We start from the raw sequence: 11,661 nt of genomic DNA, 5'->3' as shown, positions 1-11,661 counted from the left end.
CGATGGGCAGCTTCGTGCGCAATTTGCAGGGCCACAGCCCGGAGATCCTGCGCAAGGTATTCATCGATAACGGCAAGGCTTTGCTGCCGGACTGACATTAATCGGATGCTTCCTGATTGCTAATCACAATCTCGGGATTGAGCAGGTTTCCCCAGAATGATCCGTTTCTCGTCAGAATCTAGCCGCAACGAGAGTACTGGTCTGTATATGGGACGTGCCCGCGAAGAGCAAAGGACTACACCGGAGGCAGAACAACGGAACGTTGTGGTTGTGAGCAGTCAATGAGATGCGCGCAGATTACTTGAGGAACGCACGCACGTGCTGGTAAATGAAGTGAAAAAACTTGGTATGCGAATAGAACGTATCAAACGATCGTCTAGTCGGACGCACGCCCTCTGCAAGTGCCACGTATTGGAAGCGGAGGTTTCGCATTGTTTCAAGACGCAGAATAGGGAGTCGACAGATGAAGGACATTCTATACCGCGATATCGCATTTGAGATCATTGGTCAGGTTGCACGAATCTCGCACAATCGCCCAGACCGACGTAACGCTGAAGGAACGCTGTTACTTGATGAACTTGACGACGCGTTATCACGTTGTGCGGATGATGACAACATCCATGTCGTGATTGTTGGAGGAAAGGGGGAGCACTTCTCGGCAGGTCACGATGTGAAGGAAGCGATGGGCCGTCCGGATCAGGTCGAGCGCCGTTATGCGTACGAAGAGCAACGCTACCTCGGCTACTGTCTGCGGCTCTGGGATTTCCCGAAACCTACCATCGCACAGGTACAAGGCGCGTGCATTGCGGGCGGCTTCATGATTGCGAATATGTGCGATCTGGTCGTCGCCGCCGATGATGCCTTTTTCGTTGATCCGACATGTGTCACCTTGGCCGCTGCCGCGACCGAAGTACTAATCCACCCATGGGTGTTGGGGCTGCGGGCGGCGAAGGACTTCCTGTACACCGGCCGCAAGATGCTTGCGGACGAAGCGCTGCGACTTGGAATGGTAAACCGAGTCTTCCCGGCCGATTCGCTGGAGGAAGGCGCTCTAATGTTGGCAAATGAAGTCGCAAAAGCGCCTCCGTTTGCGATCAAGATGTTAAAAAGATCACTCAACAGGACAGCGGACATGCAAGGTTTCAGAAATGCCATTCAGGCGCACTTTGACACGCATGAGCTATGTCATACGACGCAGGAGTACAAGGATATTCGCTCCGGAGGGCTCGATAAAACGATCGCACGGACTAGATCCCTCGGGTAGAGCGATGGCCCTCTGACTTGCTGCACGGCGTGTGGAATGCAGTTTTCTAGACGTCAGGATGGAGTGAATAATGACAGCGTACGTTGTGCTCCTTAGACAAGTGACCAAGGATCCCCGTGAACTTGACACGTATCGGCCGATGGCGCGAGCAGCGAGCAAGGATCACCCAATGATTATTCGCGCCCTGCACGGGCGACAACGGGTACTTGAAGGTCCTGAAATAGAGGCGGTCTCGATCCTGGAATTCCCGACCTTCGAAGATGCCGAACGTTGGTACGACGCTCCGGCATACCGTCGGGCACTGCCTCACCGACTGCGGGGCGCTGACTACATTGCGGTCATTGCTGAAGGTTGCGGATCCGAAGTCGTGAAGTCATAGACTCCTTGGTGCGAGCCCTTGTGGGCGTCTTCTCCACCATATAGAACTCGCGGTCAGTCTGTGCACTGAGCGGAACTGATAGACGCCCTGTCAAAGACATTCAATCAGGCAGGCTGGAGGAAGGAATGACAACTGTTGTTGAGGCGCAGTATCAGGGGATTTTCCAGCCCCAATTGCTGGTTCATGCGCTTAGCTACAATCTCGACCGGCCATTTCTCCACTACGGAGACGATCAGATTATGACTGCGGGCGACTATCGAGATCTTGTTAGCCAATATCTGCAATCTTTAAGAGTGCTTGGCCTCGCGCGCGGTGCTCGAATTGGTGTGCTTTCTGCAAATAGGCCGGAGGTACTGGCAGTTACGGGGGCATGCCTTCTGGGCGAATATGTGTTGGTGCCGATGCATCCGCTGGCCTCGCTGGAGGACCATCAGTATGCAATATGCGATTCAGGAATGGAGGCCCTCATCTTCGACCCCGAGAGTTACAACGAGCGTGGGACCGCGTTGGCTGGGGCAACGGATGGGTTGTTGGCTCTCTCTATTGGACCGGCCACGACGGGGCGGAATCTTTGCGAGTTGGTGGGCAAAATGGAACCGGAGGCCTTGGTGGCGCCGGACACCAGTCCGGAAGATGTTTACCGCTTGTCGTATTCCGGTGGCACAACAGGCAAGCCCAAGGCTGTCGCTGGTACCCATCGAGTGGGCGCTGCCATGTTGAGCATCCTCATGGCCGAGTGGGAGTGGCCGGCCGAAGTCAAGCAACTCATGTGTGCACACCTGAGCCACGCAGGATCAGCAATGTTCCTGCCGACGCTACTTCGTGGCGGGGCGATGGTGATAATGCGTGGCTTTGATCCGTTGAAAGTGCTTCAAGCTATTGAGAAACACCGGATCACTTGTGTACTGCTCGTGCCAACCATGATTTACGCGTTGCTTGATCATCCTCGGGCCACTGAATTTGACCTGTCGAGTCTGGAGACAGTCTTCTATGGTGCGGCCGCTATGTCTCCTACTCGGCTCCGGCAGGGCCTTGCGCGTCTAGGCCCTGTGTTCTTCCAGTGGTATGGGCAGGTCGAGGCCCCAATGACTGTGTGTGTGATGCGTCGAGCCGATCACGTTTCTGACGACCCTGAGAGGCTGGCATCGTGCGGTCGTCCAGTTCCGTGGGTGCACGTCGAGTTGCTTGACGAGCAGATGCGTCGTGTACCGGACGGAGTTGCAGGGGAGATCTGTGTTCGGGGGCCACTAGTCATGGCGAGGTACCATAATCGCCCGGAGCAGACCGCCGATGCGCTTGCAGGCGGCTGGCTGCACACTGGTGACGTTGCTGTTCGCGACAAAGGCGGATTTCTCCGTATCGTCGATCGGAAGAAGGACATGATTGTGTCCGGAGGATTCAATGTCTATCCACGCGAAGTTGAGGATGTTCTTTCCGGCCATCCATCTGTAGCAAGCTGCGCTGTCGTCGGCCTTCCTGATCCGTACTGGGGTGAAGTTGTAACGGCGTTCGTGGTATTGCGCACTGACGAAAAACACTGCACGGAATCTCTACAGGCGCTGGTCCGCGAGAAGAAGGGTCCGGCACAAGTTCCTAAGGTGATCGAATTTGTTGATGAGCTGCCGCTAACTGCGGTTGGAAAAATCGATAAAAAATCGTTGCGTGCCAACTATAAGTTATGTAGCGACCGGACGGTGACCCAGTGAGGTTGGCTTATTGGTTTTACCGAATGTTCATCCGCGCATCGTAGGTAATCTTGACGCTTCAGGGCGGGGCCGGGGGCACGTACACATTCGGACCCATCTCAACGCGCGTGCCTCAATCCGGGCGATTTCCGGTGGGCTGTTCATAGGAAAAAGGGCTGAACATGAAAGAGTTTGTTCCGTTCATCGTCGGAGTAGGTGGTACATCAAGGGCTGGCTCTTCGACAGAATTGGCTCTGCGCTTTGCACTGAGCGCGGCAGAGCGCGCTGGCGCAAAGACCGCATTAGTGGCTGGCCCAGAGCTTGAGTTTCCGATGTATTCGACGGATCGTTCGGAGCGCTGCGACACTGCCTCGGAAATGATTGCGTTGCTCCGTCGGTGTCACGGCGTTTTTGTCGCCTCACCGGGCTACCATGGATCGGTTTCGGGTCTCATCAAGAACGCTTTGGATTACGTTGAAGATATGCGCAATGATGAGGCCGTCTACCTTGATGGCCGCGCCGTAGGGTGCATAGCCTGCGCATTCGGCTGGCAGGCAACTGGTAGCACACTGGCCGCCTTGAGATCGATTGTTCATGCACTTCGCGGATGGCCAACTCCCATGGGGGTCGCAATCAATAGCAGCACAAGAGCATTCGACACGGAAGGAAGATGCCTCGATGCTGGGGTCGAAAGGCAGTTGGAGCTGCTCGCGAACCAGGTCGTTGACTTCGCTCGGATGCGCGCGGCTGTCGGAAACGGTGGGGAAAGCGTTTTGAACGGTCAGGCGAAGCTAATGCAAAGGCGCCTGGGGTGATGAGAGACGGGGAAGAAGACTGACCGCGCAGCCATGCGGCGCATCGAGTCTGCCGTATGTTCGATTTCGAGATCTGTTATTGAGATGCGAGTTTGCGGACGCGCTCCTGAGTACATGTCTGCACGTGCTGCGTGCCTTGGGCGTCGAGGGACTTGCCTTGTTGGATCCGGTGGAGAAGGCGCATTGAACCGGTGGTAGCCCGGTGCAGATGTTTCGTGGGCCGATGTGGGCACGGGTGTGTCCGAAGCTGGCACAGCCCATGCCCGATGAATTGTCCTCCTAGCATCAGGTTGCCTTCAACCATCAAAGATGGGTACTCCCATCTGAACTATCTCTGACGATTTTGTCTGGTGCCAATGGATGCAATAACCATGTCCGATTCTCTTGAAAGCATTGATCCAGTCGGGTTCCGCGCCCAGGTTCGAGCGTTCCTGGATGAAGCATTGACACCGGAACTGCGACGGGCAGGGTGTGAGCAAATCGGCGTTTTTGCGCCGCCAGAGATCGGTCGCATCTGGCACCGCAGACTTTACGAGCGTGGCTGGATTGTACCGACGTGGCCGACGAAATACGGAGGACGGGGCTGGGGGCCTTCACAAAGGTACATCTTCGAGCAGGAGTGCGCGCTGGCCAACGCTCCCACGCTGTCGTCGGCGGCCCTGCTTATGCTCGGCCCCATCCTGATTCACTTCGGCACTGAGGAGCAGCAGACACGCTTCCTTCCGCAGATTAGATCTGGTGAAGATTATTGGTGTCAGGGTTATTCTGAACCGAGCGCCGGATCCGATCTTGCCGCACTAAAATGCCGAGCACACCGTGAAGGAGGCGAGTATATCGTTGAGGGCACAAAGATTTGGACCACGCATGCCCATTGTGCGGACTGGATCTTTCTGCTTGTGCGAACCTCTACGCACGAGCGCCCACAGGAAGGAATTAGTTTTATGTTGGTTGATATGCGCTCGCCGGGAGTGGTGGTCCATCCGATCATCAGTATGTCCGGTGAGCACGAGGTGAATCAGGTGTTCTTCGACAGTGTTCGAACCCCGGCTGAGAACCGAATCGGCGATGAAGGTGCGGGTTGGACCGTCGCGAAGCGCTTACTTGAGTTCGAGCGCAGCGGAGTCTACGGACCACGCGTCCGCCGATTGCTGCTCCAGGCTCGCCGGATTGCCGAGGAGCGCGAAGATTGTTGGAGAGACGCGGATTTTCGTTGGCGTTATGCAGAACTGAGCATCGATTGCGATGCGCTTGAGGCAGCGGAGTTGCGAATGCTTGTCGAGAACGACTCACAGCGGGCAGGGGTCACTACATCCTTGCTCAAGTTAGCCGGCACAGAGACATTGCAACGTGCAAGTGAGCTATGCGTGACAGCAGCCGGTGCGGCGTCGCTGCATGCCCACGACCCTGCAAAGTCGGATATGTCTTCCCGAGATGCCCAAGTAGCGATGGCGCGGTACCTCAATATGCGCGCAGCAACAATTTACGGGGGATCCAGCGAGATACAGCGGAACATTCTCGCAAAAACGGCGCTGCAACTGTGAGCCCGCGGCGGGATAGCATGCACTTAGGTCTACGTTACACCCCTATGTGGAGCCAATGGCGCGCCTTCCTTGATGCGTCGGCGGCATAGGGGTTGCGAGGAAGGAGGGTATATGGATGGGATGGATTTCGCGCTAAACGATGAGCAACGTATGTTGCGCGATATGGTTGAGCGGGTCTCTGTCGAAAAATACGGATTTGGCGTCCGACAGGCAGCAATACTTGACCACGACGGCTTTCATAGGCCCTTCTGGAAGGAGTTGGGACAGCTTGGTGTGCTCGGAGCGACGTTACCAGAGAGTTGCGGTGGATCAGGGGCGGATCAAATGACTGCAATGTTGATCATGTCCGAGTTTGGGAAGAACTTGGTGATTTCGCCGTACCTGTCAACCATCATATGCTCAGCTACGCTGCTTGCTCGTCTTGGTACTACGATGCAGCGCGACCAGTACCTGCCCAGCGTGATCGAGGGCACCAGCATCATCGCGTTTGCTTGCGACGAGGCGAACGATGTGATTGACATCAATCACGTGAAGACATCAGCTTCGCCGAGTACGGGTGGATTTAAGATTACTGGCCATAAGACTGGCGTTGTGGGTGGCATCTGGAGCGACTATGTGATGGTGGTTGCAAAGATCGAAGGTACTGACCGCGCAACTGGAACATTTATTCTGCCGGTGGATACACCCGGCGTCGAGATGCGCCACTACCGAACAATTGATGGTGGAAGTAGTTCGACTGTCGATTTCCACAAGGCATTTGTGCCCTTGAGCTCGTGGATTGGTGAGTATTACGACAGTGGAGAGGCCGTCGAACGCATTCGCGATGAAGCTGCTGCAATGGTATGCGCGGACGCTGTGGGATCCATGGGAAGTCTGCTCCGTAAAACGGTCGAATATGCACGGACGCGGAAGCAATTCGGGACACCGATTGGAAAATTCCAGGTGTTGCAACATCGGATGGTCGATATGCTATTAGGGTGTAATCAATCGTCGTCGATTACCCACCACGCAGTGACGCACCTTGCTGCTAATCCGGTCCAACGAAAAAAGGCTGTGTCGGCAGCGAAGGCACTTGTCGGACGGTTCGGGCGCATGGTGGCACAGTCGGCCGTGCAGATACACGGTGCTATAGGTATTACTGACGAACTGGACGTTAGCCATCACTTCCGTCGTATCGAAACCCTTAATCTTTGCCTCGGTACAATTGATCGGCATATTCGCCGGTACGCAGATCTGTTAGACACAAGCGAAGCTTGAATGGCCGAGTGCTATCGCGGCATGGCCCGGAACCTCAATCTCACACGTGGGAGGTGCGTCGATGAAACTCTACTTCTCCCCCGGCGCATGCTCGCTGTCGATCGATATCGCATTGCGCGAAGCGGGTATCGACTTCGAAGGCATCAACGTGAATCTGCAGACGCACAAGCTTGCGAACGGTGAGGACTACTACGCGATCTCACCACGCGGCTACGTGCCGCTCGTCGAGTTCGACGACGGCTCGCGGCATACCGAAGCCGCACCGCTGCTGCAGTACATCGGCGATCTCGGTCCGCACCGCGCGCTCATTCCGCCTGCCGGCTCGGCGGGGCGTCTCGCGGTGCTTGAGTTGCTCACGTTCGTCAGCACCGATCTGCTGAGCATGAGCACGATATTCGATGGGAATTCCGGCCGTTTTGATCATCCAGCGTGATGTATTCGTAGTGACGAACCTCATTCACGTGCTCAAATTGGTTTGTTGACAGCAACGAATCCGGTGCTCGATTCTTCGATCATCTCATTCCCATGGGCTCTCAGATGATCAGCGAAATCATTGGCAACAGCCGATTCGAGGCATTTCTGGCAAGCATCGACGGCGACCTCGCCGCGCGGGCGAAATCGAAAGGCTGTGCGCACTGTGGCGGCACCTTGCACAGCGCGACCTATCCACGCAAGCCTCGTGGACTATCGGAATCAGCTGACCCGCAAAGCCGACGCCACAGCTTTTGCTGCGAGGCATGTCGGCGCCGTACTACGCCCGCGTCAGTCCGATTCCTGGGGCGCCACGTGTACACCGGCACCGTCGTGGTCCTGGTGTCTGCGATGGACGAAGGCGTGACGAACCGGCGAGTCGAAGAACTGGGCCGCGTGCTCGGTGTGCATCGCCGCACCCTGCAGCGATGGCGACACTGGTGGCGCACCGTGTTTGCCGCAACCCCGTTTTGGTCTATGGCACGGGCCAACCTGATGCCGCCACCGGACGCCGCCGCCTTACCGGGCGGCCTGCTGGAACGCTTTGCTGGACCAGACGCACCGACGAGGCTGGCCCAGTGCCTGCGGTTCCTTGCCCCGCTTTACGGGCCTTACGGCGATCACGCTTGTTGATGGAAGCAAGCACCCGCAGAAAATGTCGCTTGACTGCCGGAGGAACCCCGTAATCCCTTGCCAGCCCTTCAGACTGACCGTTAAAGGCCGCTCCGTTTAGGCATCGTGTCGCTGAATTCAAGCGCCAGTGCCGCCGGCAATCGTGTTGCCCAATTCCTGATGCCGACGCGGCATCGCTGTCAGTGGGACTGGCTTGGTCGATCGTCCATCATTTTCGATGATCATGGGCCCATCGAATATCGTGCTCATGCTCAATCTGCACAAGACGTTCAGCCCGTGGCTCTCGCAGGCGCAGACGGCCGAGTCGACGAAAGTCGCATGGCGCGCGAAGCTCGCGACGCGATTCGTGGAACTGGACCGCGCGCTCGGCGGCCGCAGAGTATCTGACGAGCAGATTCACGATTGCCGATGCGTACGCGTTTGCGATCGTCAACTGGAGCCGGATGGTCGCGATCGATCTATCGCCTTATCCACATCTGGAAGCATATCCGGCCCGTCTCGCAGCACGACCTAAGGTGCGTGAAACGCTGCTGGCGGAAGGGTTGCTGAAGGCCGACGCCGCCTGAAGCTCCATCGATGCCTATGCTGCCCGATGTGCCGCATGGCCGGCAATGCGCAACCATGCGGCATGTGTTCACTCAAGTGAGCGTGGCAAGGGTCTCCTGCGTTGTCTCCACCACGAGCATGCCGGCGCACAAGCCCGGCTTCACCGCGGGATTCGGAAACACGATGCGCTCTTCGACGTGCCGCACCGCATAGCGATAGTCGCCGTCGCGCACGAGCAGCGTGTTCTTGCCGAACGGTATGAAGTTCGGCACATCCTCTGCGACGAGCAGTTCGAAAGCGTCGCTTAGCTTCGTGATCTGGTCGATCACGGTGAACACGCGCGGCAGCAGTGCATCCGATATCACTCAAATATATCGGGTTCAGAACTCCTTTTTAAACGCGTTGGTCAGGTTTGTGCAGCTTCAATGCAACTGCCAGAAACCCCTACCACCAAGGACGCTGTGTCGCGATTACGAGAAACGTTAGCTGGGCAAGGGAATCGACCGCGGTGAGCAGCGAACAATCGGGGCCATTTTTCCCAGCCTAATGTTGCTCCGGAATGTCTCCATCAACGATAACGGCGCTATAGTCTCCACCGCGCAGACGGTGAGACAGCGCTTCGCGATAGGCAGGGGTGTCGTACCAATGCACCGCGTCCTCGAAGGATGGAAATTCGAGTATTACTATCGACTCGATCTCTGGGCCTTCGAGTACCTTGTGTCGTCCCTGAAATGCTCGAATGATCAAGGGATGGCCGATGGAAGCGGCTTTTGCTTTGGAAAGGTAGGCGGCGATCTCTGCTGCGTCCAGGGTCGCCCTTCTGACAACTACAACAAAGGCGGTCACGGGTCCTCCGCTCTATATAGACAATGAATAGTGCACTTGAGCAAATTACCTGATTGGGTGTCTAACAGCGCTCGGTCTCAGATCTCTCGCTCTCGTTTCCGTCTCCCATGGGTTTGCCTAAGGAGCAATGCGCTGTGGTGACCTGTTCCTTAATCGCAAGGTCCAGTGTTTGCTGATGGAACGAGAACGAGGCGGTTATTGGATCCGTAGAGACGAGTATGGCAATGGGGTGTGTCTCCAGGAAAATGACCAGGTCGACACTTCTGAGTTCGTCGCGACATACGAGCTAGGCTCGCGAAGCCGGCTTCCGAGAAAACGACCGGCTAAACCGGTGACATGTCTTGGGACGGATGGCGGCGAGCTTCTATTTTCCGGGTTCAAACCCTTTCGAGAACGTGGATTACACATGCTGAGCCACGCCCAAAAGAGCCACCGACAACATGGGTAAGGCCCATCCGGGCGCCGACGACCTGCCGCGCACCTGCTGTACCTCGTAAATGAGTCGCCACCTCATAGAGATTGGCGATGCCCGTTGCGCCGAGCGGATGGCCCTTTGACAGAAGACCACCTGACACATTAACCGGAATTCGTCCCCCGAGAGCGGTTTCCCCCGCATCGATCATTCGGCCCGCTTCCCCCTCGTTGCACAGACCCAAGTTTTCGTAGTGCACCAATTCGGCCGTTGCAAAACAGTCGTGAAGCTCCACAAGGTCCAGTGCATCAGGACCTATTCCAGCGTGTTCGTACGCGAGACGTGCGCAGTTACGGGTGACCTCGCTGAAGTCGGGAATCGCAAACTCTTTCGCCGTATACGGTCCAGAAGTCATCTCCGAAGCGCGCACCCTCACCGCTCTCGGCAACAAGCCTAACCGCCGTGCGGCTCGCTCCGAAGCTATCACGGCGGCCGCTGCTCCGTCCACGTTGATGGAACACATCAACTTGGTGTTGGGCCAGGAGATCATCTCGGCCTCCATTACTTCCCGCAGCGTTGTCTCACGCTGACTCATCGCTTTAGGATTCATGGTGGAATGGTGATGGTTCTTGACCGCTACCTTGGCGAACTGCTCAAAGGTAGTACCGTACTTGCGTGCATGTTCTACTCCAATCTGAGCGAACATCGCTGGCATGGTGTTCGATCCGAGTACGCCTTCCTCGACAAAGCCGTCGGAACGGCCACTTCCGCCCAGCAGTCCGCGGCCCATTTGCTCTACGCCCACAGCAAGCACGATGTCGTATAGACCGGACTTCACGGCGATCAGCCCCTCTCGGAAGGCGGTGGCGCCGGTGGCACAAGCATTGGCCACGTTTGTGACAGGAGCGCCGGTAAGGCCCATCTCACGCAGAATGCGCTGCCCGACCATCAAATGGGCCTCCATCAGGTTGCCGCAATATAGTGCTTGCATGTCGCGGATCCCGAGCCCAGCATCGTCAAGTGCAAGCCAGGCGGCTTCCGCGCCGAGTTCGGGTACCGTGCGAGTCGGATAGCGGCCAAATGGGATCATGTCGATCCCGACAATATAAACGTCAGTCATCTGTGACCTCGGCGGGATGGGACGAAGTAGTAGGAGAGGAAGGGAGAGCCGTCCGCCGCCTTCTGGCCGGAATCGCGATAGACAATTTCCACTGGCATGTCGTAAGGCAGGGTACGAGGGTCAGGTGTAACGTCCGTTAGCGTACCTTTTAGTGTTCCGCCGCCATCCAAATTGACGACTGCTGCAACAAATGGGGTCATCACTCCCGGAAAGCTGCGGTGGACAACCGTATAGCTACAGAGGCGACCGCTTTCAGCCAACTGGATGGATTCCAGGCGCCCACGCGCACCACAGGCGGCGCACGCGATGCGTCTACCTGGCATGATGGCCCCACAATCCGTGCATCGCGAGCCGACGAGATGTGCGCGGCCATCCGGTGCGATGACAAGAAAAGGGACTGCGGGCACCACCCTTGCAATGCAAGCTTCAGAGAATATTTCGGGGAACATAGTTTGCAATCCTGTGGATGGGTGCGAAGCGGGAGAAATCAATTCTTAACCGCTTACCGAAAGCGCACCGTATCCGGTGGCCAGTCAAACCTGTGTTCCCGGCGGTCGCTTGAGTAAGAGTCGCCCTGTCGCTGAATGTTCTACGGGTGCACAACGGGATCTCAGCTCGAAGACGTCATAGAATCACAATGTAGAGTACTTTCTTCATCGAGGCAATAATTGGTATTCCTTAGTTTTTGAATG

General features: G+C 56.6%; 11 protein-coding genes and 2 pseudogenes. 9 read left to right on the top strand and 4 right to left on the bottom strand.

Going from position 1 to position 11,661, the window contains the following annotated elements; genetic code table 11:
* The first annotated feature begins 472 nt into the window (after nucleotides 1-472).
* The 9 genes and pseudogenes from P3T22_RS05465 to P3T22_RS05425 all read left to right on the top strand — a co-directional run bounded on the left by P3T22_RS05465 (nucleotide 473) and on the right by P3T22_RS05425 (nucleotide 8,611).
* Entirely contained in the window at nucleotides 473-1,264 is a 792-nt protein-coding gene (locus tag P3T22_RS05465; protein ID WP_429324469.1) for an enoyl-CoA hydratase, read from the top strand.
* Nucleotides 1,265-1,334: 70 nt separating this feature from the next.
* Nucleotides 1,335-1,643, top strand: a complete 309-nt coding sequence (locus tag P3T22_RS05460) for a DUF1330 domain-containing protein (RefSeq protein ID WP_367619841.1) — start codon at nucleotides 1,335-1,337, stop codon at nucleotides 1,641-1,643.
* Nucleotides 1,644-1,768: 125 nt separating this feature from the next.
* Nucleotides 1,769-3,349 (top strand): AMP-binding protein, encoded by a 1,581-nt coding sequence (locus P3T22_RS05455; RefSeq protein WP_429324457.1) that lies wholly within the window; start codon nucleotides 1,769-1,771, stop codon nucleotides 3,347-3,349.
* Nucleotides 3,350-3,510: 161 nt separating this feature from the next.
* Nucleotides 3,511-4,143 (top strand): NADPH-dependent FMN reductase, encoded by a 633-nt coding sequence (locus P3T22_RS05450; protein ID WP_429324456.1) that lies wholly within the window; start codon nucleotides 3,511-3,513, stop codon nucleotides 4,141-4,143.
* Nucleotides 4,144-4,514: 371 nt separating this feature from the next.
* Nucleotides 4,515-5,684, top strand: a complete 1,170-nt coding sequence (locus P3T22_RS05445) for an acyl-CoA dehydrogenase family protein (protein ID WP_429324455.1) — start codon at nucleotides 4,515-4,517, stop codon at nucleotides 5,682-5,684.
* 111 nt (nucleotides 5,685-5,795) lie between these two features.
* Nucleotides 5,796-6,941, top strand: coding sequence for an acyl-CoA dehydrogenase family protein (locus P3T22_RS05440; protein WP_429324454.1), 1,146 nt, complete (start codon nucleotides 5,796-5,798; stop codon nucleotides 6,939-6,941).
* Between the two features lie 61 nt (nucleotides 6,942-7,002).
* Nucleotides 7,003-7,317: pseudogene (locus P3T22_RS05435) on the top strand (glutathione S-transferase N-terminal domain-containing protein); the annotation flags it as partial.
* Nucleotides 7,318-7,478: 161 nt separating this feature from the next.
* Nucleotides 7,479-8,045 (top strand): helix-turn-helix domain-containing protein, encoded by a 567-nt coding sequence (locus tag P3T22_RS05430; RefSeq protein ID WP_429324453.1) that lies wholly within the window; start codon nucleotides 7,479-7,481, stop codon nucleotides 8,043-8,045.
* Between the two features lie 443 nt (nucleotides 8,046-8,488).
* Nucleotides 8,489-8,611 (top strand): hypothetical protein, encoded by a 123-nt coding sequence (locus P3T22_RS05425; RefSeq protein WP_429324452.1) that lies wholly within the window; start codon nucleotides 8,489-8,491, stop codon nucleotides 8,609-8,611.
* A 72-nt stretch (nucleotides 8,612-8,683) separates the two neighbouring features.
* Here P3T22_RS05425 and P3T22_RS05420 read toward each other — a convergent pair.
* From P3T22_RS05420 to P3T22_RS05405, 4 genes and pseudogenes are all read right to left on the bottom strand, one after another.
* Nucleotides 8,684-8,938, bottom strand: a pseudogene (locus P3T22_RS05420) (succinylglutamate desuccinylase/aspartoacylase domain-containing protein); the annotation flags it as partial.
* A 196-nt stretch (nucleotides 8,939-9,134) separates the two neighbouring features.
* Nucleotides 9,135-9,437, bottom strand: a complete 303-nt coding sequence (locus tag P3T22_RS05415) for a DUF1330 domain-containing protein (protein WP_429324451.1) — start codon at nucleotides 9,435-9,437, stop codon at nucleotides 9,135-9,137.
* A gap of 377 nt (nucleotides 9,438-9,814) precedes the next feature.
* Nucleotides 9,815-10,969 carry a thiolase family protein gene (locus tag P3T22_RS05410; protein ID WP_429324450.1) on the bottom strand — a complete coding sequence of 385 codons (1,155 nt, stop codon included), beginning with the start codon at nucleotides 10,967-10,969 and terminating at the stop codon, nucleotides 9,815-9,817.
* A complete protein-coding gene (locus tag P3T22_RS05405) occupies nucleotides 10,966-11,292 on the bottom strand; it encodes a Zn-ribbon domain-containing OB-fold protein (RefSeq protein ID WP_429324468.1) in 327 nt (108 codons plus the stop codon). Before P3T22_RS05405 ends, P3T22_RS05410 begins: the two co-directional genes overlap by 4 nt.
* Nucleotides 11,293-11,661 lie beyond the last annotated feature (369 nt).

Source organism: Paraburkholderia sp. GAS348, assembly GCF_050434205.1.
Lineage (GTDB): Bacteria > Pseudomonadota > Gammaproteobacteria > Burkholderiales > Burkholderiaceae > Paraburkholderia.
Note: the sequence above shows the minus strand (reverse complement) of the source record. Positions and strands in the feature narration are given on the sequence as shown.